Raw genomic sequence first — 23,267 nt, forward strand, 5'->3', positions numbered from 1 at the left:
TCCCTGATTGAGTCAAATTAAATTGATATCAATCCCCAACCCATCAATTTCTATACCAAAACTCCGCAAGCTAATTGCGGAGTTTTGTAGTTTTTGGCCGGTGTTATCACCATTCGGACCATAAATCGGATCATCAAAAATTGGATATCCGACGTGTTTCAGGTGTAAACGTATCTGATGGGTTCTGCCGGTCACCGGCTCACACCGTACTACGGTTTTTCCGTCATTAATCTCTTCAGGAAAAAATTTCGTAACTGCAGATTTAGCTCCTGTCAGTCCTTCACCGCACTCAAACACAAATCCTCTTTTCCTTCGGATGGGCGCCTGAACGGTAACCGGCTCCGACATCTCTCCGTGCACAACCGCGTGATATACTTTCCGAACAGTGCCAGACTCAAACGCAACTCTCAATGTTTTGGCTGACTCTTTATGTTTGGCCAGCAGAACCACGCCTGAGGTCACGGCATCCAATCTATGAACCATTTTCAGGTTTTTGTAACCCACCTCATCAAGCATGTAGAGTAGCGTGTTTTTGTAGTATCGTCCGCCCTGGTGCATAGGCAGGGGCGCCGGCTTATAGACTGCCAGCCAGTCATCGGTCTCATCCAAAATACGGACATCCGAAGCCACTGCCGGCTCTTTAACTTTCGGAGAGTAGTGATGCAGCCTGAGGTGAGGTTTTACGGTAAAGTCAGCAGCAACAGGTTGATTCTCCCTCAAAACCCACCCTCTATGGATACGGTCTGCCCAATGATCCCGACCCAAATACGGAAACCGCTCATCAAAAAAGTCGAGAACAGTTTTTCCGGAATCAGCGGGTTTAACGCGAATGGTGCGGGTCAGCTCATACGGAGCAACCACCCGAACCGGGCACGCTGACTTCTCTCTCTTTAAACTCATCATCAAAGTAGTTGTACCATTTTCTGAACGGACGAAATGCATTGTCGGGATCGAAAGGGCGCTTGAATTCACTCTGCTTACACTCTTCACTACAGCAACCTTCCATCAATCTTGCACCCTCTTCGGAGCAGACAAACAGTTTATTGCACTCCATATTTGCGCAGTTGATGTAATTATCCGCCGGTTTCCCGGTAATTTCGCAGTGCGCCACCGGCTCCAGGTTGTCCTTATTGACCGGAACCACAAGGCGGTCATCAAACACAAAGCACTTCCCCTTAAAGTGTTCGCCTCCCTCTTCCTTGGCGTAGTTCAAAATTCCGCCATGCAGCTGATTCACATCTTCCCAGCCCTTCTTCTTCATCAGAACGGAAAACTTCTCGCAACGGATGCCGCCGGTGCAGTACATCAGCACTTTTTTATCTTTCGGAATCTCCTGCTCTTTTTCTTCAAGCCACTTTGGGAAATCGAAAAAATTTTCAACTTGAGGTTTTACGGCTCCCTCAAAATGGCCCACTTTTGATTCGTAGTCGTTCCGAACGTCGATCATCACATAATCCTCGCCGGACTCCATTGTCTTTCTCCACTCATTCGGAGGCATATGATATCCGCCATCCTCGGGGTTCACCCCGTCCATATGCAGAGCTACAATCTCTTCACGGACCTTGCACTTCAGCTTGGCGAAAGGTATGGTATCGTGCATGTCTGTTTTAAACTCCGTGTCTTCAAATCCAGGCAGATTCCAAACATACTCTTTATACGCCTGCATCTGCTCAGGCGTACCGCCAAGAGTTCCATTAAGGCCCTCATCACTAATATACACGCGGCCTTTTACCCCAAGATCTTTTAAAAAGGCTTTATGATCCTCACAAAACTGTTCCGGATTTTCGATATGTTTGAAGTTGTAATAGAGAATCACTTCGTACTTCATGGAAATAGACGTTTTATTAGCGTAGGTCGTTGTACTTCTGTTTATGTGATGACTCCTTGGAGCCGATGAATATTTTGAGTTTGATTCTCAAAAATGAATGAAAAAGTCTCCCCTAATAAGGGGAGATTTAGAGGGGTGTTCATTAAATTTTATAATTATATGATGAACATTCCCCTTACTCCCCCTTTTTTAAGGGGAATTTTACCAATCAAACCCAAACTACCACCTGTTTTTTCACAACCTTAAAATTACGAAATTTTTGACACTATATTATCCTGTAACAACAAAAAATGTCGCTCTCTAAATACCTGACTATACTTATTCTGATGATTGCTCTCCTGTTCTCAGGAAAAATCGCCTATGCTCAGACGGTTCAGAATCCGGTGTTCAGAGAACTGGATGAAGCTCTTAGCCGGGGAGAAATATCTAGAGAAAAAGCACTGATCGAAAAGATTCGGGTAAGCTACAATTCAAGAGTATCTCAATTAGATTCAGATAATGATGTGGCCGGGCACGCAGTCATCAAATGCACTGTACCTCTTCATGCTGAATTTCTGCATCTCAAAGATCAGCTTCCGGCAAGCTCCGTTGCTGAAATTGAACCCTATTTTGAGCGGCCTGAAAGTTCGCACCTTGAACAGTATCTATCCGATTCAGGCAATTTTATGCTCTTTTACGAGACTGAAGGACAAAATGCAGTTCCTTCAGAGAGTACCATCGAACCGGGAATACCGGATTATATTTATCTGGCTGCCCAGGCTGCAGATTCATCCTACAGATATCAAGTTGAGCAATTAGGGTTTGTCGATTTTCTTCGTGGTGAACCGTACGAGATCTACTTTGAGGATATCATTTTCTATGGAACCACTACTTCATCCGGTTCTTCCTCCTACATCACCATCAACAATAATTTTTCTGGATTTCCGGAAAATTCACACCCTGACGGAGATGTAATTGGAGCCCTCTATGTAACCATCGCCCATGAAATTAAACACGCCATTCAGTATGCAACCAACCGATGGGACGGAAGCGCCGGGAGCTTTGACTGGATTGAGATGGATGCCACCCTGATGGAAGAGATCGTCTATCCGGATGTGAATGACTATTATAACTACATCAAAGAGGATTTTGACTCCACCATCCCAAGCAGTCAATCCATCTTCGGGTCGCCCGGCACGCCTACTCCCGGAGCCTATTCGCACATCACCTGGATGCTCTATTTTGCCGAACAGTATGGAATGGAGTTCTGGGTAGATGTTTGGGAGCAGTTTATTGAAAACCGAACCAAACCCTTTTTTAATGCCGTCCAGCAATCGCTTACACAGCGCGACCGAAACCTTGAACGGGAGCATTTAAACAATCTGCTCTGGCATATTGCATCCGGGCCGATCTACTCCGGATACTCCTTCGGTTTTGAAGATCGGGAGAACTATCCAACACCGAATTTCACCAACAATCTTGGGCTTGTCCCCGGGCAGACCAACGGTTTTATTCTTCGCCCCATGGCCGCTCACTTTATTGAGGCATCCCCCTCAAATGTTGCTCTGGGACAACCGCTATTTACACTTGAGTCTGACCGGGAAGGCATTGGACTTGGAGTGATCGGCTATTTCAGTGACGGTTCGACAGATATTCAGCTTGCCCTTAACAGTTCGTCAGAAATCCAATCACTTCAAACCTCCTGGGATTGGAGTGAATTGACCGATTTAGCCATCGCCGTGGTAAACACCAACCGATCGGGAAATGCAAACTACTTGCTCGTTGTTTCGTCAGCGCTGCCCGAAGAAGATTTGATTGCACAGAATTATCCCAATCCATTTAATCCGAGCACAAAAATTGAATATGCCATCACAGAGACTCAACCTGTAAAAATTGAGGTTTTTGATGCCATCGGCCGCAAAATTCAAACCTTGGTGGATGGGGACCATTCAGCCGGCTTTTACTCGGTCGATTTTGATGGAGCCGGTCTCGCTTCCGGACTCTATATTTACAGAATTACGACCAATCAAACGGTAATGGACAAAAAAATGCTATTGATTAAATAGTCCCGTCAGGCCGTTCTGGCCAATCAGACGGGGTAAGTGTTCAAAACACTCGTGGCACGACTTTGAGGCGTGCCACGAGTACACCTTTGCAATAACCATTGGTACAATTACCGCCTCTATTTCGCCATGAGATCCAAACCACACTCTCTATTCGGCGGGAATTTGGTTACAACTTTTAATTCTATAAACAGGCCACTCCTCCGGAGTGACTCCCAGATTAAACATTCATTATTAAATCCGCCTACATGCTGGCGGGTTCTACTGAGTGTAATTAAACCGTTCAAATCATTCGATTCAAACCCGTCTGACCGCTTGAAGCGTTTTGACGGGGAAGTGTTCAAAACACTCGTGGCACGACTTTGAGGCGTGCCACAAGTACTCCTTCCCAATAATCCACCTGATCGACTTTAGCGGTCTGATGAGGATCAATAATTTTCCTTGATAAACTCCAGGACGTTCTGCATTTCCAGCCTCATCCGGTTGTTGCTGATCACATAATTGTTATTCAAAAAACTGAAATTTAATCTACGTCCTGAGTCGGTGTAGATATATCCGCTGAGTGCCGTGGTATTGCTGAGCGTTCCGGTTTTGGCATAGACGTATGGATCTTCACCCTCCGGTGCACGATACAGCCCGCTGATGGTTCCACTCACACCACCGACCGGGAAGTAGCCGAGCGTTCGCTCTTCCCCGAATTCATCGATCAGTTTTTCCAGCAAAATCACCAGGGAATGAGGAGTAACCAGATTGTATTTCGTCAGTCCGGAACCGTCCCGCCAATTTGGCCGCTGAGGCAAATCTCCAAAATACTCGTCCAGCACATGATTGATTGCCCGTGATGTATTCATCTCTCCAAACTCCTGCTCAGAGATCATCAGCATAAGCTGCTCGGCAATAAAATTGTCGCTAACCACCATAAACCGCTCATACAGAGAGTCGGCCGGTGAGCCATAGAACGTCTCATCAAATTCCAGATCAATGGATTCAGCATAGTGTACATTTCGGCCAAGTGTATCGGAGAGCATTTCAACCAAGAGCTCGCTGTCATACACAAAGGGTACATTGCGTTCCTGCCTTGCCGTGTCAGCCTTTGGTGTATAAAGCATATCGTTTGATCGGTGTGACCGTTTCACCAGCTGAATCTCCTCACCGTTCCACTCATCCCGTTCGATGTAGCGTTCAAAAAATCCGGGCTTAACAGGAGTCTCCTCATTCAGCTGAACCAATGCGACCTGCTCGGTCTGAAGCCTCATCATGTTGCCATAAATTGGGAGCGGAGATTTTTCAGGAGCGTAGGCAGCCGGATACCAATCCCACGCCCAGCCTGAGCCAAAGTGTTCGTCCGTATAGTTTTGATCCGTAAAGACAAGCACCTCATCCCTCTCGGACAGAAAATTATACGTTTCGGTAAAATCGAAGTTAGGGTTCAGAAAACCCGGATCACCCGTTCCCTGAAAATAGAGAGTATCATTCTGAACCGTATATCGGAGAGAAGGAAGCGTTTCCGGCAGGCTTTTCAAAGATGCATATAACGTCAGAATTTTGGTGTTGGACGCCGGCACATAATAGCGATCGGAATCTCGTTCATAAATCATCACTTCCGCCTCCGGATCATACAGTGCAAAACCTGTCATACTTTGTGAGAATGCATCAGATTGCTCAAAAAGATCGTGAATGGCCGGGGAATCAGCAGGGGGGATATCGCCGTTAATTGTAGTTTCTGAAGTTTGACATGACAGAACAATCAGTGGAATCAGAACGAGGACAAAAAGCTTTGGGAAGATCGAATGCTTCATTAAAAAGTTAATTAATAAGGTTAGAGTGAGTTAAAAAAGCACGCTCCATGCGGAACAAAACTAAAACAAAAATTTGTAAAAAAATCACTCAATACAAATCGTTAAGTTTTCAAACTCACACAATGAATAGATGTGTATGTTATTCAAACACAACATCTTAACCCTATATTTGATGTAGAATTAAAGTCACAAATACCGTTTAAGCCATAACTATTTCTCAGGCAAAAAAAAGCGCTTTTTCCATTGAATCTTAATGAGATAATGGTGAATATTCAGGGTGTTATTTTCAGTAAAAACCCAACCTTACTGAATTTGCTCAAAAAATGGTGGGATCCAATCGGGATGATAGCTCAATACCGGGTATCGGATCTCATCCATCAACCAAATCTTAATATTAAGAAGGAGAATTATGCAAAAAGTGCTACGATTTAGATTACTCTCTTTGCTTGGTTTTATGCTTCTGTTCGGTACTGCTCAGGCCTTTGCACAAGGTTCTGTATCAGGTACTGTTACGGACGCTGAAACCGGTGAAGAACTGATTGGTGTGAATGTGGTAATACCCGCACTCAGCATCGGCGACGCAACAGGCCCTGACGGAACCTATTTGCTGTCTAATGTACCGGAAGGTGAATATCGTATTGAAGCCCGTTATGTTGGATTCAATACCGCCCGCCGCACAATCACCGTAGAAGACGGACAGGAAACCATTGTTAATTTTGAAATGAATCCGGCAGTTGATGAGCTTGGTGAAGTTGTCGTAACAGCATTTGGTGTGGAGAGAGAAAGCCGGTCTATTGGTTACTCAATCCAGGATGTAAGTGCCGAGGATATTGGACGAGCAGGTTCAAATAATTTACTTGGAGCCCTGCAAGGACAAGTTTCAGGAGTTCAAATTAACCAAGGTGGCGGTGGAGCCGGCCAGGGGATGCAAATCTTTATTCGAGGTTTCAACTCACTGGATCCCGGGGCTGATAACCAGCCACTATTTGTTGTAGATGGTGTACCTATCGACAACTCCACAAATGAAGCAGCTATTGGTGTTCGTGGTATGTCGAACAGAGCGATGGACCTTAATCCTAACGACATAGAATCAATTTCAATTCTGAAAAGTGCTCCCGCTACTGCGCTTTATGGTGTAAGAGCTGCGAATGGCGCTGTCATTATCACAACTAAGAAAGGACAAGCCGGAGATCTACAAATTGATTTTGCTCACAGTATTAGTAGAGAGGATGTAATTAATCGTCCCGATTATCAGGATGTATATGGTCCGGGTTTTGGTTTTAATTCAGATCCTGATGGGTTTTGGCCTTCCTGGGGAGCACCTTACAGTGAAACTCCCGACTTGACTTACTATAACAACTGGGAAAACTCCATGAGAACTGGGATTGGTATTAACAACTCGGTCAGCGTTTCGGGAGGCACAGATAATGTTACATTCTTTACCTCTGTATCAAATTCTAATAACAGGGGAATTCTTCCGAATAATGATTGGGACCGAACTTCTATCCGAGTTTCAGGTGAACTCTTTCAGGGGCCATTGACCGTTGCTGCAAGTGCCAACTATATCAACTCAGGCGGTAGCCGTGTGCCATTTATTAACTTTATGGCACGACTCGCATACTGGAATACAAGCGCTGATGTAACCGATTGGAGACATGAAGACGGCACCATGAAATCTGACAGTCGAGACGGTAGGGGTTCAGGACGTAATCCTATCTACGATGCTGAAGTTAACACTTACGAAGATGACGTAAACCGTTTGATTGGTAACCTCAGAACTTCTTATGAGTTTGCAGATTGGATTACCCTTGAGTATATGCTAGGCCTTGACACATATACCGATGAACGAACTGACATTGAGCCCGGACCACGTGGGTTGGAGAATGAGTTTGTCTGGAGTAGTGTTGGAGGGTATAGACAGGAAGAACGAATTTCCAGAACGGATTTAACTTCCAACCTTGCTTTAAGCATCAATGCTGACCTGAGTCAGGATATCGGGATGAACTTGCGCGTAGGTAATGACATCTTTGATCGATCATCCAACACTGTGCGTGCCTACGGATCAGGATTTGTCGTTCCTGAATTCAACCACTTTAGTAATGCAACGAATGTGGATATCTATCAGAGACTTTCTGAAAGACGCCTCATTGGTGTGTATGGTGACCTGAATCTTGACTGGAATGACATCCTATACCTGAATGTAACCGGTCGGAATGACTGGACATCCACACTTCCTGAAGACAACCGTTCTTTCTTCTATCCTTCTGTTAGTTTAGGATATGTTTTCAGCGACATGTTTGAGATGCCTGAATGGATGACATACGGTAAATTCCGTGCTTCTTATGCAGAGGTGGGTAAAGATGCCCCTCCTTACTCCACTCAGAGTGTTTTCATATCGCCTTCGATATTCCCACTCGGCGGTCAAACAGGATTCACACGTGGAGCAACCATTGCCTCCAACGACTTGAGGCCTGAGCGAACAGAGTCCATCGAATTCGGACTGGATATGCGTTTTCTGAATAACCGTTTAGGATTCGATCTTACATGGTATAAGGCGAACAGTAAGGACATGATTATTCCCGTACCTGTTTCAAACGCTACCGGATCATCCAGGTTTATCACCAATGCCGGAGAAATTGAAAACAGAGGTATTGAGCTTACTGCCCGAGCAACTCCTGTAACAACCCAGGATTTTCAGTGGAATATTACTTCCAATTTCACTCGAAACAGAAACGAGGTAGTTGGTATTCGGGACGGTGTAGATGCGATTTTCTTAGGTGATATCGCAGCTTATGTTTATCGTCCGTTTATGCAACTAATCCCGGGTGAGTCCTATGGAGCCATTTGGGGCAGCAGTTATGCCCGATATGGAGCCGATCCTGAATCGAATAAAATCGATACCAGTCTCCCGATTATTATCGGCGATGACGGTTTCCCGGTTGTAAATAACGATCCGAAGATTGTAGGAGATGCAACACCGGACTGGACCATGAATGTGTTTAACCAGTTCAACTATAAGTCTTGGGATTTTTCTTTCAACATCGATGTTGTTTACGGAGTTGACAAGTACAACAAACTGGACAACTGGGATGCTGCTTTTGGTCATACCACCAAAACACTGAACAGAGAAGATTATGTTGTGTTTGAAGGCGTACTGGCTGACGGATCTCAGAATACTCAGGAAGTATGGTTAGGACAGGGTTATGACCCGGTTACTGACAGGAATTACGGAGCAGGTTACCACAGAAACACCTATCGAGGTGTTGTAGAAGAGTCAGTTGAAGATGCTTCTTACATCAAACTTCGAAGTGTAGCACTCGGGTACTCCTTGCCTCAATCAATTCTTGAGCAAGTACCTTTTACAAGAGTTCGTGCAGGGGTGAATGCCAACAACATTCTGCTTTGGACGCCCTTCTCGCAATATGATCCAGAGGCTTTTGTGAGTTCCGGAAGTAACCTGATCGGCCTGGTTGACCTGGCTTATCCCGGTACGCGCAGCCTTACGTTCTCTCTTAATTTCTCCTTTTAATCCATGAGGTCTTACACAATGAAACAATCAATAAAACTACTTTCTGTATTTGTATTGACTACGCTCATGGCATTAGGGTGTAGTGACTACTTAGATATTAACGAAGACCCGAACAATCCTACATCTGCTCCTATTGAGGGTTTGATGTATCAGACAACGTTCGAAACCACTCGTAACACACAGCGAGTCGGATCTACTACTTCATTCTTTGTACAGCACTTTGCTTCGCCGAATACTGCCACAAGTACGGATATTCACGAACCTGTATCGTATGGTGGAACATGGTCTAACCTTTATTTTAACATAGGTGATCTTGTTACACTTATAGGGCAGGCCGATGAAATTGGCGCACCGCACTATTCAGGTGTTGCTAAAGTACTCAAGGCATACAACCTTAGTCTCTTGGTAAACATGTTCGGTGATGTTCCTTATTCAGAAGCATTCAATTCAGAAACATTGCAACCTGCATATGATAGTTCAGAAAGCATCTATAATGTTATCCTTCAGGATATCAACGATGCAATTACTGAGTTGGGAGCCGCTGAATCTGCTGCATCTCCTGCCGGAGACGACATGATTTTCGGTGGTGATCTTGCAGCATGGACTCGCACAGCTTATTCACTTCAAGCTCGTTTTCTGAATCACTACAGTAAACTCGGCAACTATGATCCAGGAGCGGTATTAGACGCAGTGGACAACGGGTTTACCAGTAATGACGATGACTTTGAGATGGGCTTTTTTGACGAAAGCAATGCCAGCAACAATCCATGGTATCGTGTTGCCGTAAATAACGCCGGCCTGTTACTGGGCGGATGGTTGTCTGAGCAAACAGTCAATCAGCTGAATGGAGACACCTACGGAGTATTTGACCCGCGAATCGAGTTCATAACCGAGCCGGTATCCGATGAGGATGATCCACGATTTGGTGAGTATGTTGGAACCAGAAACGGTGCCGGACGTGGCGATGATCCTGAACAGGGAGTCAGAGCGGTACTTGCTGTAGGTTCATACTATGCATCAGGACCTACCGATCCGCTTGAAAATATGACCTACGCAGAACTGAAGTTCATCGAAGCTGAAGCTGCATTAGCAGACAACCAACCAGTTCGTGCCTATGAAGCATACGAAGAAGGCATCCGTTCACATATGGAAAAACTTGGTGTAGACCAGGCTGCCATTGATGATTACTGGAATGAGCCCGAAGTATCTGACGTAACTCAGTTCGGAATCGACAAAATCATGAAGGAAAAGTACATTGCTACTTTTCTCAACCCTGAAACATGGAATGATGCGCGCCGTTACGACTACCAATATGCTGATTTCGAAGCACCTGTTAACTCAGCATTGGGCGGAGAAATGATCCGATTGGTACGCTACCCTGACTCTGAACTACAGAGAAACGAAGCCAACGTGCCAAACCGATCTATGACAGATCGAGTATTCTGGGATGCTCAATGAACCATTGAGTAATACTTAGCTTATTAAATTAAATGCCCGGCATCTTCACTGAAGCCGGGCATTTTTTATTTTATTCGACTTTAGAAAACTCTATTCAATCAAAGTCCTCAACAATTTCGAAGACAAGTTTTTTGCAACTCTCTCTTTTTCAATATTCACAAAAAGCTACTTTTATTAATCCTTAAAAAGCGTTCTTAACTCAAACGAGAGTGGTTTTTAAGTGCCCAAAATCCCCTTCCTCAGTTAATCCTAAGAGCCACATTAACTTAATGTTTGAATATTGTCAGGATTTTGACCAATATAGTGAGTGGTAAACCAACATATTTCATATGCGGGATATTGATACAGATAAATTATTAATTCGACTACGCTTGGGTGACGAGCAGGCATATGAGAAAATTTACCACCTCTACCATAAGCGAATCTACTGTTTTGCATTTTCCTATCTAAAAAGTCGTGCGTTATCAGAGGATGCCGTCCAGGTTGTGTTCATCAAACTTTGGGAAAATAGAAGTTCGATCTCCTCAAACATAAAAGCTTTTCTCTTTACTACAACCCGCAATCATGTGTTAAATATGATTCGAAACCGGAAAGGGAAAGTGTTGAAATCCATCAAATACGAGCAACAAAAAACTCCCAGCTCTAATCAACCGGATTATATTATTCTTTACTCACAGTATCAGGCCATCCTGGATAAAGGGTTGAATCAACTTCCTGAGGGAAAAAGAGAAATATTCAATATGAAATCGAATCTTGGTCTTACCAACAGTGAAATTGCGAATAAGCTGGGAATCACGATTCATACTGTGAAATCACAGTATTACCAAGCTTCAAAATTCATAAGAGAGTACCTCAGCCGCCATGCGGGGATTAATACCAATAAAGCCAAACACAGTTAGCTTGGTAAATTCAATTCGATAAAAAGGTATTCAATTATTTGGCATTAAGTCTCTCCTGCCAAGGGCTCCGAGCCGCAAGCGATCCCCGGCGATGCGAAAATTTGAGGTCATAATTAAACACTCCTCCCTTTGGTGTCTCGTTGATTAAGTTGTCTTGCCAATTATATAAGCACTCTCCTTACGGGCATGATAAGCCCACGCTTTCAGGCTAAAGAAAATTAATTTTAAAATCTCACCATACTTTTGCCTTCGGCGTGTGTCTTACTTATAAATCACACCTAAATTACTACTTGTTGAATAAACAACTACTTAAAAAGTTTTTTAGAAATCAGTGCAATCCTGAAGAGTTGGAGCAGGTTTACGATTGGTTTAAGACGGAGGAAGGTGCCGAGTATCTTGAAATGAAACTAGAACAGGATATGCATCATTATGCAGAAGAGGAGAATCTGCTGCTCTTTACGGATGTCCCTACGGATCAGATGCTTCAAAATATTCGAAAAAAAAGGTCCAAGAGCACAAATAAACAGGACAATTATCAATGGCTCATACGTGCTGCAGTTGTGCTATTGGTCTTTTCCGTTCTGGGCGGCAGTTATTTAATCCTGCAGCATTCAAATCCTGTGAGTGAGCAAACAGCTGAGCAGGTGTACAAAACCATTTCAACCCAAGAAGATCAGCACAGGCTAATAACCCTGTCTGATGGTACACAAGTTAGGTTGAATTCAAACTCTTCAATCGTACTGCCAGAGATGTTTTCTGATAACGTGAGAGAAGTAGAACTTAAAGGAGAGGCTTGGTTTCAGGTCACAGAAGATAGTTCCAAACCATTTATTATCCGGGCTGAAAAAGCTCAGGTGAGGGTTTTAGGAACGGAGTTTAATGTGAAAGTAGACACTCTCGCCCGTAATGTTCAGGTAGCTGTGGCTGAAGGAAAAGTATCGCTCAATAATCTCGAGCGAAGCGAAAACAGAGCCATACTTACTAAAGATACGTTTGCACTTTACAACCTTGATAATGATGAAATACTGATTGAGCAAACGCCGGTTATTAACTATTTAAGCTGGATGAATGGCAGGCTCACATTTTACAATGATCCCTTATGGCAGGTAAGTCGTTTTCTTGAAAGAAAGTACAACGTTCGAATCCGTTATGATCAACAGCACATAGGCCAGCTTGCATTAAGTCTGGATATTGCTGTACAAGACCTTGAATCTATACTCGACATCATCGCCAGTACACTGAATCTCCAGTTCAGCTATAATCAAGATAGGAATGATGTTTTATGGACAAAACCTAACAACCCAATCAACTCTTAATCTCAGATATGATGAAAAAAGCTACACTTCTAAGAATTGAGTGGCTGCATATAGGATTGTGCTCCATCATAATCGGGCTGATGTTTTCATTTACTTCAAATGCAAACTCTCTGACCTCGGCTATGAATATGGAAGACAATTTCATGTTGCAGCAACAGAAAACTGAATTGTTATCTCAATTGTATGTCTCAAAATCAGACAGTGAAAATCTTCGGGTTTCTATAAACGTCGACAATAAGCCGTTAATTGACATATTACACAAACTCGCTGAAGAACTGAATGTTGGTATATCCATTAATACACAAGTTATTGATGACACATTCATCACATACAATGAACAGGATGTATTAATTTACGACGCTCTGCATGACCTTCTGGAAGGCACAGGTTTGAATGTGATGCTAAGTGAAGATCAAAAGACTCTCATCCTTTTTGAAGAGGAAAAGAAGATTTCGGATGAAGAGGAAGTGTTTCAAGGTTCTATCTCAGGACAGGTAACAGACTCTGAAAATGGTGACCCTCTCATTGGGGTAAATGTTGTTATCCCTTCTTTAAACATCGGTGATGCAACAGGTTCTGATGGTACTTATCTCTTATCTGATATCCCGGAAGGAGAGTATAGAATTGAAGCCAGATATATCGGGTATGATACCGTACGGCGTATCATAACGGTTACCTCGGGTGAAGAAACGATTGTAAATTTTGAAATGACTGCTTCTACCAGCGAACTTGATGAACTTGTGGTTACGGCACTCGGTATTACCAGAGATGAACGATCCATTGGATACTCTACTCAGTCTGTTTCAAGTGAAAACCTATCCTACGCTAACGAAAAAAACGTAATCGGGTCATTAGCAGGTAAAATTGCCGGAGTTCAGGTTGTCGGGGCATCGGGTGCGAGTATGGGTGGAACGCAAAAAATTAAGATTCGGGGTGTAAACTCCATCGGGGCAGGTGATGAACCGTTAATCGTAGTTGACGGAACTCCTATTTCCAATGCAAACTACTCCGGAAGTACCGGACGGGATTATGGAAACTTAGCTCAGGATATTAACCCGGATGATGTGGAGTCGATTAACGTCTTAAAAGGTCCTGCCGCCTCAGCGCTGTATGGTATACGCGGTCAGTACGGTGTAATTATGATTACTACCAAAAAAGGAAGCAAAGGCAGCGATCGATTTACAGTGGATCTTAGTACGAGCTTCACCATGGACAGAGTAGGTAATATCATGCCATATCAAAACTTATATGGTGCCGGAAGCATGTCAACATTCCCGACTCTGCCAAATGGAGATCCATACGTACAAACCAACTATGATGAAAGCTGGGGGCCTCGAATGGACGGGACACCCGTGCGTCATTTTGATAGTTTTTACCCACAGGATCCTGAATATGGACAATTGAGACCGTTTATACCCCAACCTGATAACATTAAAGACTTTTTTGAAACCGGTTCAAATTTAAGCCAGGGTGTGGTTATCTCAGGTGGAAGTGACAATACCCGGTTACGAATTAGCTTTAACAACACCAACATATCCGGGGTTGAGCCTAATACATATCTGAACAGAAATAATGTTGGGGTAAGTGCGGGTGTTGACCTTTCAGAAAAATGGAATGTATCCACAAATCTAACCTTTGCGACCAACAGTGCCCGAAGACCAGCACAGGGTGTACAAGCCGGCTCACGATATTTTGGACAGTGGTTCCAGCGAAACCTTGATATCAATCGGCTGAAGGACTATCAATATGATGACGGAACCATAAAACATTGGAACCTGACAAGCATTCGCGATGCCAATGGAGATGTGGGGCATTTCAGACCTCTTTACTTCAACAATCCGTACTTCGATGCTTACGAAAATACATATGAAGATGGACGAGACAGGCTGTTTGGTGATATTGGATTTAGCTACAATGCTCTCCCAAGTCTTGCTATCAGTGGATTTATCCGGGGGGATATGTTTACACAGAACCTTGAAAGCCGACGTGCATTTGGCGGTACCGGAACCCCATTCTACTCTGTGGGTAAATACCAAAACAAAGAGATGAATTACGAACTCCTTGCTCAATACGAACAGAGATGGAGTGAGTTTTCCGTGGATGCCACTGTCGGCGCTAACTTTTATGACAGAAATTATACATATGTCTCCCAGTCAACCTCGGGAGGTTTAACAACACCCGGTTTCTATAACATAGATGCATCTGTTGATCGGCCCAACACAAACTCTTACATGCTTGAAAAACAGGTACTCAGTGCATATGGTTTAGTTTCCTTAGGTTATTTGGACACCTATTATGTTGACCTTTCAATCAGAAATGACAAATCGTCTGCGCTTCCAGAAAGCGATAATTCATATTGGTATCCTTCAGTATCCTCAAGTATTGTATTTAGTGAACTGGTAGACTGGGATCAGCTTACACTCGGAAAAGTTCGTGCAAGTTACGCTCAGGCCGGTTCCGATCTATCACCCTACAGAACCACTCCTTACTTTATTGTTGGAACAGAGTATGGCTCAATTAACACATTGGCCATCCCCTCCACTTTAAACAATCCGAACATAAAACCTGCATTTGCACACTCATACGAGGCCGGGTTTGATTTGAGGTTTTTTGACAGAATAGGGGTTGCATTTACCTACTATCACCAAAAAAATGAAAATCAAATCATCAACCTTGATGTCTCCGGAACCAGCGGTTATGGAGCTGCAGCTATTAACGCGGGTCTGATTGAGAACAAGGGAATTGAGCTAAGCCTCAACGGACAGCCGATACAAACGCAAACATTTAGCTGGGATGCCACCATCAACTTCAACCGAAACAGAAACCAGGTTGTTGAACTTTATGAGGGAATTGATGTTTATGGATATAGCTCCACAACATACTCCGGCGTAACAACATACCTCAACTCTTATGAAGGTGAGCCATTTGGAAGTATCGTAGGCCGTGGCTATCAACGAGATGAGGCAACCGGGCAAATACTTCTGGATGATAATAATCTTCCCCTTTATACAGATGGAACAACGAACTTCGGGAGTGCACTGCCTGACTTTACGGGTGGATTCCAGAATGTGTTCAACTATCGAAATTTTGAATTTGCTGCAATGATTGACTTCCAGGTAGGCGGTCAGTTTTTCAGCAGATCTCAATCACTGGCTGACAGAACCGGATTATCCAAGAAAACTGCCGAAATGAATGATCGAGGCAGTAATGTTCGAGATCCAATTGCTGAAGGCGGTGGAGTTAAAGTGACAGGGATTTCCGCATCAACCGGTCAAGAAGTGGAAGCGTATGTTAACCCAAGAAGCTACTACGGCAGATTAGGCCGCTATATTGCAGAAGAGTACATCTATGATTCATCTTACATTAAGATGAGGGAGATGAGATTAGGGTATAATCTCGGTTCTGAAATATTAGAACGACTTCCATTCTCTCGTGTAAATGTTTCATTAACAGCTAAAAATCCTTTCATGATTTGGCAGGATGCTCCAAAAGGATTGGATCCATCTGAGCTCTCTACAGGAAGTATGGCAATCAGCTGGTACGAATCCGGACAGTTAAACACCGTTCGGTCGTATGGTATCGACATCAACCTATCATTTTAATACACTATGACTATGAAACGAATAATCTTATTAGCACTCACTATATTCTTAGTCAGCGGCTGTGATATTTTGGAGTTTGATGATGACATCAATAACAATCCAAACTCCCCGAGTGAAGCGTCTGCTCCTCAGCTACTTGCTGGAACAATGCGATATTTGCCAAATCTGAGCTCCAATACTACAGGGCAATTTTTAGCACAGTATTTGGCAGAAACTCAATACTTAACAGGATCTGTGTATCCGGATGGAGGCACAAGTTTCTACGGACTCTACCAAAGTCCGCTCATTAGTCTTGAGACTGTTATTAACAACTCAACTGTAGATAATCAACTGGCGGTTGCCAAAATTCTGAAGGCGTATGTATTCTGGCACACAACTGACAGATGGGGGGATGTTCCATTTTCTGAAGCACTGCAAGGCTCAGAAAATTTCACCCCTGCATATGATACTCAGGAATCGATCTACAACAATCTTTTAAGTTTATTGGAAGAGGGTGTTAACCAAATAAATCACTCGCTATCTTTAGAGAATGACATCATGTATGGTGGAGATATGGAGCGGTGGGAAAAGTTTGGCAATACACTGCGGATGCTCATTTCACTTCGCCTCTCAGAGGTAAATCCTCAATTAGCCGAAAGTGAATTTGTTGACGCATATAACTCCGGAATTTTCACTTCGAATGATGACAGTTTTGTTTATCAGCATCTTGATGATCAAAACAATGAGAATTACTGGCACAGCCAAATAGAGAGGAGTGGCCGTGAGTGGTGGGCTCTTTCTGAAACGTTAGTTGACATCATGGGCCCAACGAATGACCCCAGACTGCCGGTCTATGGAGATCCCGCAAGAACCGATGGTGAGTACAGAGGATTGCCAATGGGGTCTGAAATTGATTCGGATAACACCGAAAACTTCTCCCTGCTTGGTGAAGAAGTTCGTCAGCAAACATCTCCGGTCAACCTTGTTACGTATCCGCAGGCACTTTTTGCCATAGCTGAAGCGGCTGAACGTGGTTGGATTACGGATAGTGCCGAAGATGCTTACTACAGTGCAATTGAAAACTCCATCCTTCAATGGACAGGCTCTACTGATGATGTTGCAGATTTCATTACTGAGCCGGATGTTGTATATAATGCGGCCAATGCACTCGAGCAAATTGCAACACAGCGCTATGTCCATCTATTCTTAAATGGATATGAAGCCTGGGCAGAGTGGAGAAGAACCGGTTATCCAAATTTTGTCCAGTCTGATGGAAAAGACGTACCGACCAGACAAGGATATCCTGCTGATGAAGCCTTCAATAACACTGATAATTATAATGAGGCGATCAACAGACAATTCGGCGGTAACAATTCCATCTATGGCGTAATCTGGTGGGACGCCAATTAATCTCAAACTTTCTTAAACCAAAACCCGATTTCTTCACAGAAGTCGGGTTTTTTTATTTTGCGCAACCTCTCTTCCAAACATGGCTATTTTCCGGTCACTTCCCCACCTGTAATTACCTATCACACCGGTTGAGGCAATCACCCTGTGGCAGGGAATAATAAAGGCGATCGGATTTTTTCCTACAGCTGAGCCCACAGCACGGTATGCTTTCGGTTTCCCTATATTTTCAGCCAGATTTCCGTACGTTTTTGCTTCACCCGCCGGTATTTCAAGAAGAGCCTTCCAAACCTTTAGCTGAAATGGGGTCCCTCTCAAATACAATTGAATCGAATGTTTCTCTTGTGAATTTTCATGAAAGAGCCCCAAAACATTCTTATGCATTTCATTTCCGGACTGAACCAGCTTCGCTTTTGGAAATTGTTCAGATAAAATGGCTTCGGATCGTTCGCGGTCATTAATGAAGGATACATGACAAACGCCTTTTACCGTTGATGCAATAAGAACGTTTCCATAGGGTGTTTCACCGAGGCTGTAGTGAATCGTTAAGCCATTGCCACCATTTTTATACTCGCCCGGCGTCATCGCTTCAATATTTACAAAAAGATCGTGCAGCCTGCCGGTTCCCGACAGACCGGCCTGATCGCTTACATCAAACAGAGTTCGGTCTTTTTTTAGAAGCTGTTTTGCATACTCCAAACTTATAAACTGTAAAAATTTTTTCGGACTGACACCGGCCCACTTTGTAAACATCTTCTGGAAATGGTATGAGCTCAACCCAACATGGGCTGCAACTTCATCGAGCCGGGGCTGGCTTTTGAAGTTCTCACGAAGAAATCTGATCGCTTTTTCTATACGGTCATAATCGGTATGCATGATGTGAATGTAGAAATGTTAACCCGGATGGGAAACCCGATTCTTGCGGTTTTTTAAAAAAAAATTGGAGGCTTAATGTAACGTGAGTTCGATATAAAATGAATTTATAGGTATAGAAAAAGTCCCCTCCTTTTTCAAGAAGGGGATTTAGGGGTGGTTGAAATGAATATTAGATTTAAAGCCTGAAATCATTAGAGCTACCTTCCCGAATGCCTTCGGAAAGGGGGGAATCATTTTCAAGTTTCTTAATTCGAACTCACATTAAAACAAAAACCTTGAAGGTTTATAAAATCTCCAAGGTTTAATGATGGATTATTTCCTACCCGTCTGACCGCGCGAAGCGGTCTGACGGATGTTATCTATTTCACACCCGGCCTGTACTCCCGAATCATCTGCTCTTCAACATCTTCATCCGTAAAAGCAACAGGTGTCATTCTGTTATTGACAAAATTCTGAAGCTGGTCGTTATAGTGCGGGGAATCCTCTTTATTGCTTTGTCCGTATGCCAGTATGGTATAAGCTCGTGGAATATCTCCAAACTCGACGGCAAACACCCAGCCGTCGCCGCCCCGGACCTGAAGTTTCTGATCATCCTCTTCATGGTCTGTATACCAGATCACTCTGTAGCAACCAAGCAAGCCTGTACATCCGCCCACGGCCAGATCCAGATCGCCAATCACAGCCCGGTGAACTTCGCCCCAGGGGAGGTTCCAGTGACCGTACCGATCCTTGGCTTCATCTATTGCCCATATAAATGACTCTACAGCGCGGTCATAGTCAGCAAGGCCATAGGGGGTGGATATAGGATTATCATACGACCAAGGCTCTTTAAATAGTTTTTCGGGTGTAGCTGAATAACCTACCGACTCAGGCGAACCCTGCACCCGTTCACTGTCGGCCGTTGCCGAATATCGGTTCCACCAGGTTTTAAAGAGCACACCTCCGCGGCTGTCTTTAGCAACCGTATTATCCCAATCTTTTATTAATTGAAGCGCCTCGGCAACTTCACCTTCCGGATTATTCTGTTCAACAGCTCTAATCAGATCATCTTTCACACGGTCGGCCATCAGCATCCGCTCACTGTGCTTCAGCTCTACAATATCTTCAAGCGAAAACTTCTCATCATTATGGACCAGTTCCAGGGAGTGCTGACTACGGAGCCGCAAAATCGGTTCAGGATAAAATGAAGGGAACATATCGGGAGTCAGCACCTCATTCAGATTGGTAAAATGGTAGGTGTCGTTCTCATTCCGCAGGTAACCGCCTTCAGGATTCTCGAGCTGCGGAAGCATCTCCCAATCGGTAAAATCTTGCCACATTTCATCAGACGACGTCACGTGAAAAGCAGTCGTGTCTCCACCGGCTTCATGGGGCCGATCGGGCATACTCGCATTCCAAACATAGAAAATATTCCCATCCGCATCGGCGTAGGTTAGATTTGATGAAACCCGGGCCCGCATCTGCATCGCCTCTTTCCACTCATCGAGGTTTTGGGCCTTCATCATTTTGAAGAACTGCTCTCCGGTTCTGAATTCACCGTCACCGGCCGACTTTATCACATAAACCTTGCCATCTTCCCGAAGGATGACCGGGCCGTAAGGTGTAGACCAAAACTCACGGGTCTCCGTACCGATTGCCTCCCCAAATTTATATTCTACAGTTACTAATTCTTTTTCAAGCGGGACAGATGCTCCATCCAGTATATAATGATCCGGCTTGTTCGGATCTGCATCAAACGAATAGACTTCATCCAGATCAGGACTGTTATTTGTGGTTGACCATCCCAGCTTCTCATTAAATCCGCCGATAATTCCCACAGCCTGACCAATTCTGAAATCCCCGTAAAAATTGAATTTACCCGGCACTTTTACCTGAGCCTCATAATATCCTGCATCCCACGAGAGGTGAGGATTTCTCACTAATATCGCATTTCCGGAGGTTGTCCGTTCCGGTGCAAACGCCCATACGTTAGACCCTACATCGGGGTGAGGCTCTTCAGCGCGGGCGGCTAGCCTGGCCCAGATTGTCTGATCCTCAAGCTGCAGGATTTCATTTTCAGATTGCATCAATGCCAGTTCATTATCACGCTCTTTTTGGCGTTGAAACGCTGACAAGAAGGAGCGGACTGACCCGCTGCTTGGAGACACGATGTTTCTGGCATGAACATCATATGCGGTGTAGTGCGGCTTCACCCAGTCATCAAACTCATCCGGATGCAGTTCGATATATCGATTGACCCCTTTGGCGAAACCCTGAATAAAATCGCGTGTATCCTTTTCCAGATCCTGCCAGGTTTCTACAGCTCTTTTGTATTCAAGCTTGCTCGACGCATCACTGTCAATTGCCGATGATCTCTCCGAACCGCTCAGATCATTAAACTTTGCCCACTCCCCTCTGGCCTTCAATAGCAATTCGGCTACTCTTTCTCCGTAATCCTCCATTTGAAGATAACCAAGGGCAAATCCCGCTGCCTCGAGATTGTCGGCATTGACGTGTGGAACGCCATATTCTGTCCGGCGGATGATAACCTGATGAGACAGATCGTCGGGATCCTTTTGTTGTTGAAGATTAGGTTCATTCTCCGTTGCAGAAGAAGTAGCTCCGCACGAAAAGAGACTAATTGAGAGAAGTATAAGTGGTATTAAATATCGCATGTGAATGGTTTGATTTTATTTGAGAACTAAGATGAAAAGCTCCCCTCCTTTTCAAGGAGGGGATTTAGGGGTGGTTGAAACCAAAAATCGGAACAGGTTCGAAGTCTAACCTGATCAAGACTAACTACCCATCCCCCTATGAAGGGGGATTTTTAAACTTTGGAAGTTTTTGAAACCTCCAAGGTGTATTTAATCAATTTGATTGCGGAGTACTTTACCAACCAGATCAGACGAAAACTCTCCGCCTTTCACCGCAAACTTTCCGCTAATCAATACGTACTCAACTCCTTCCGATAGCTGGTGTGGATCATCAAATGTGGCTTTGTCCTGAATCCGGTCCAGATCAAAAATGGTGATGTCTGCAATTTGTCCGGTTTTAATCACACCGCGATCATGAAGATTAAACACCGATGCGGGCAGACTGGTCATACTTCGGATTGCAAAAGCCAAATCAACAGTTCTGTTTTCTTTCACATATTTTGAAATTTTTCTGGGGAAAGAGCCATAATTTCGCGGATGCACCACGCCTTCACCCATCTCAACCAAACCGCCATCCGAGCTGGTCATCATCCACGGCTGTTTCATAAATCGGGCCACATCATCTTCGTGCATATTGAATGAGACTATCTGTGGATTTCTTTCCTTAATCAGGTTCAGAGCTGCATCAATCGGGTTTTCACCCATCTGATCGGCGATAGCACTCAATCTAAGACCTTCGTATGATCGGTCAGGTGAATACGATGCAATCTGAATACTCTCAGCACCACCGCGCCTGGCAAGGTTTGCCTCCATCTCAACTTTAATATCGTCAATCAGTTCAGCATCGTCGAGCCGGTTCAGCATTTCGGCTCGGCCACCTTCACGTGCCCAGGATGGGATCAGCACAGCCGTCAGGTTTGTTGATGACGCCGGATAAGGGTATTGGTCGGCAAACACCTCGACCCCTCGATCACGGGCGCGTTCTACCCGGCTTACAACCGCTGCTGAATATCCCCACACTCCGGTTCCCAAAGCTTTAATGTGAGTAACAATTCCCGGAAGTTCTGCCTCTTCTGCAATTCGGATCACCTCATCCACAGAGTAGATCAATCCAACATTATAGTCCGATTCATCCCGGATATGACTGCTGTAGACTCCATTATATTTTGATGCCACCTTTGCCAATTCAATCACCTCTTCCGTTTCCGCATAGGCGGCGGGTGTATAAAATAGTCCGCTAGACAGGCCAAATGCACCTGCTTTCATACCCTCTTCCACAATAGATTTCATCCGCTCCAATTCGCCTGCATTAGGTGCACGATTTTCTTGGCCTAACACCTCCCTTCTTACACTGCCATGCGGAACAAACTGAACGACATTTAAACCCAGTCCATGCTCTTCGAGAGCTTCGCGTTGTCCTGCAATATCGATGCTGCCTCCACCATCCGGATTGATCATAACCGTCGTCAATCCCTGGGCCAGCAGCGGTTGACCATGACTCAATGACTCATCGGCAAGTCCGGGACCTGAATGAGAATGGACATCAATAAATCCGGGCGAAACATATAGGCCGGAGGCGTCAATCACTTCATCGGCCGTTACGTTATCTGATTTTCCAATCCAAACAATCCGGTCGCCATTTATTCCAATATCTGCATAGTACCAAGGGTTACCGGTACCGTCCAGCACTTTCCCGTTTTTGATGAGGATGTCGAAGGTATCAGTTAATTGTTGGGCTTTTAAATTAACTGGCTGAGCAAACCAACTGATCAGAAGTAGAAGAAGAGTAATCGTTTTCATAACAAAACTTTATCAATGGAAATTTTACAGAAATTGAGCTTAATATCTATAGAGCAAATCAAAAAAGCCTGGCGGAACTACCAGGCTTTTTAATATCAG

Annotated in this window: 13 protein-coding genes; 7 read left to right on the top strand and 6 right to left on the bottom strand. The window is 44.3% G+C overall.

The window, feature by feature from the left end; translation table 11 throughout:
- Positions 1 to 12 precede the first annotated feature (12 nt).
- Both BG260_RS06375 and trhO read right to left on the bottom strand, forming a co-directional pair.
- Positions 13 to 903, bottom strand: a complete 891-nt coding sequence (locus BG260_RS06375) for a pseudouridine synthase (protein ID WP_069131131.1) — start codon at positions 901 to 903, stop codon at positions 13 to 15.
- Complete coding sequence (gene trhO / locus BG260_RS06380; RefSeq protein WP_069131132.1) at positions 845 to 1,828, bottom strand: oxygen-dependent tRNA uridine(34) hydroxylase TrhO; 984 nt, start codon at positions 1,826 to 1,828, stop codon at positions 845 to 847. Before trhO ends, BG260_RS06375 begins: the two co-directional genes overlap by 59 nt.
- 290 nt (positions 1,829 to 2,118) lie before the next feature.
- On the opposite strand from trhO, the gene BG260_RS06385 reads away from it, so the two are divergent.
- Positions 2,119 to 3,873, top strand: coding sequence for a T9SS type A sorting domain-containing protein (locus BG260_RS06385; protein WP_069131133.1), 1,755 nt, complete (start codon positions 2,119 to 2,121; stop codon positions 3,871 to 3,873).
- Between the two features lie 425 nt (positions 3,874 to 4,298).
- Here BG260_RS06385 and BG260_RS06390 read toward each other — a convergent pair whose 3' ends face one another.
- The gene (locus BG260_RS06390) at positions 4,299 to 5,669 is read right to left on the bottom strand and encodes a D-alanyl-D-alanine carboxypeptidase (RefSeq protein ID WP_069131134.1); all 1,371 of its coding nucleotides are present in this window, start codon (positions 5,667 to 5,669) and stop codon (positions 4,299 to 4,301) included.
- 409 nt (positions 5,670 to 6,078) lie between these two features.
- Here BG260_RS06390 and BG260_RS06395 point away from each other — a divergent pair, with 409 nt between their 5' ends.
- The 6 genes from BG260_RS06395 to BG260_RS06420 all read left to right on the top strand — a co-directional run bounded on the left by BG260_RS06395 (position 6,079) and on the right by BG260_RS06420 (position 17,862).
- Positions 6,079 to 9,198 carry a SusC/RagA family TonB-linked outer membrane protein gene (locus BG260_RS06395; protein WP_069131135.1) on the top strand — a complete coding sequence of 1,040 codons (3,120 nt, stop codon included), beginning with the start codon at positions 6,079 to 6,081 and terminating at the stop codon, positions 9,196 to 9,198.
- Positions 9,199 to 9,216: 18 nt separating this feature from the next.
- Entirely contained in the window at positions 9,217 to 10,656 is a 1,440-nt protein-coding gene (locus tag BG260_RS06400; protein WP_069131136.1) for a SusD/RagB family nutrient-binding outer membrane lipoprotein, read from the top strand.
- 329 nt (positions 10,657 to 10,985) lie between these two features.
- Positions 10,986 to 11,555 carry an RNA polymerase sigma factor gene (locus BG260_RS06405; protein WP_069131137.1) on the top strand — a complete coding sequence of 190 codons (570 nt, stop codon included), beginning with the start codon at positions 10,986 to 10,988 and terminating at the stop codon, positions 11,553 to 11,555.
- A 293-nt stretch (positions 11,556 to 11,848) separates the two neighbouring features.
- On the top strand, positions 11,849 to 12,871 hold the full coding sequence (locus BG260_RS06410; RefSeq protein WP_141691533.1) for a FecR family protein: 1,023 nt from the start codon (positions 11,849 to 11,851) through the stop codon (positions 12,869 to 12,871).
- Between the two features lie 8 nt (positions 12,872 to 12,879).
- Positions 12,880 to 16,473 carry a SusC/RagA family TonB-linked outer membrane protein gene (locus BG260_RS06415; protein WP_245683911.1) on the top strand — a complete coding sequence of 1,198 codons (3,594 nt, stop codon included), beginning with the start codon at positions 12,880 to 12,882 and terminating at the stop codon, positions 16,471 to 16,473.
- A gap of 12 nt (positions 16,474 to 16,485) precedes the next feature.
- Positions 16,486 to 17,862 carry a SusD/RagB family nutrient-binding outer membrane lipoprotein gene (locus BG260_RS06420; protein ID WP_069131139.1) on the top strand — a complete coding sequence of 459 codons (1,377 nt, stop codon included), beginning with the start codon at positions 16,486 to 16,488 and terminating at the stop codon, positions 17,860 to 17,862.
- A gap of 33 nt (positions 17,863 to 17,895) precedes the next feature.
- On the opposite strand, the gene BG260_RS06425 is transcribed toward BG260_RS06420, so the two are convergent.
- The 3 genes from BG260_RS06425 to BG260_RS06435 form a co-directional block, all read right to left on the bottom strand.
- The gene (locus tag BG260_RS06425) at positions 17,896 to 18,735 is read right to left on the bottom strand and encodes a methylated-DNA--[protein]-cysteine S-methyltransferase (RefSeq protein WP_069131140.1); all 840 of its coding nucleotides are present in this window, start codon (positions 18,733 to 18,735) and stop codon (positions 17,896 to 17,898) included.
- A 359-nt stretch (positions 18,736 to 19,094) separates the two neighbouring features.
- Entirely contained in the window at positions 19,095 to 21,389 is a 2,295-nt protein-coding gene (locus BG260_RS06430) for a penicillin acylase family protein (protein ID WP_069131141.1), read from the bottom strand.
- A gap of 189 nt (positions 21,390 to 21,578) precedes the next feature.
- Positions 21,579 to 23,168: an N-acyl-D-amino-acid deacylase family protein gene (locus tag BG260_RS06435; RefSeq protein WP_069131142.1), complete on the bottom strand. Its 1,590-nt coding sequence runs from the start codon at positions 23,166 to 23,168 to the stop codon at positions 21,579 to 21,581.
- Positions 23,169 to 23,267 lie beyond the last annotated feature (99 nt).

Origin of the sequence: Rhodohalobacter halophilus (genome assembly GCF_001715195.1) — a bacterium.
Classification (GTDB): domain Bacteria; phylum Bacteroidota; class Rhodothermia; order Balneolales; family Balneolaceae; genus Rhodohalobacter; species Rhodohalobacter halophilus.

Bases quoted from the DNA above. Each gene is read 5' to 3' on its own strand.
- BG260_RS06375 (WP_069131131.1), bottom strand. From the start codon at position 903: ATGATGAGTTTAAAGAGAGAGAAGTCAGCGTGCCCGGTTCGGGTGGTT.
- trhO (WP_069131132.1), bottom strand. From the start codon at position 1,828: ATGAAGTACGAAGTGATTCTCTATTACAACTTCAAACATATCGAAAAT.
- BG260_RS06385 (WP_069131133.1), top strand. From the start codon at position 2,119: ATGTCGCTCTCTAAATACCTGACTATACTTATTCTGATGATTGCTCTC.
- BG260_RS06390 (WP_069131134.1), bottom strand. From the start codon at position 5,669: ATGAAGCATTCGATCTTCCCAAAGCTTTTTGTCCTCGTTCTGATTCCA.
- BG260_RS06395 (WP_069131135.1), top strand. From the start codon at position 6,079: ATGCAAAAAGTGCTACGATTTAGATTACTCTCTTTGCTTGGTTTTATG.
- BG260_RS06400 (WP_069131136.1), top strand. From the start codon at position 9,217: ATGAAACAATCAATAAAACTACTTTCTGTATTTGTATTGACTACGCTC.
- BG260_RS06405 (WP_069131137.1), top strand. From the start codon at position 10,986: ATGCGGGATATTGATACAGATAAATTATTAATTCGACTACGCTTGGGT.
- BG260_RS06415 (WP_245683911.1), top strand. From the start codon at position 12,880: ATGATGAAAAAAGCTACACTTCTAAGAATTGAGTGGCTGCATATAGGA.
- BG260_RS06420 (WP_069131139.1), top strand. From the start codon at position 16,486: ATGAAACGAATAATCTTATTAGCACTCACTATATTCTTAGTCAGCGGC.
- BG260_RS06425 (WP_069131140.1), bottom strand. From the start codon at position 18,735: ATGCATACCGATTATGACCGTATAGAAAAAGCGATCAGATTTCTTCGT.
- BG260_RS06430 (WP_069131141.1), bottom strand. From the start codon at position 21,389: ATGCGATATTTAATACCACTTATACTTCTCTCAATTAGTCTCTTTTCG.
- BG260_RS06435 (WP_069131142.1), bottom strand. From the start codon at position 23,168: ATGAAAACGATTACTCTTCTTCTACTTCTGATCAGTTGGTTTGCTCAG.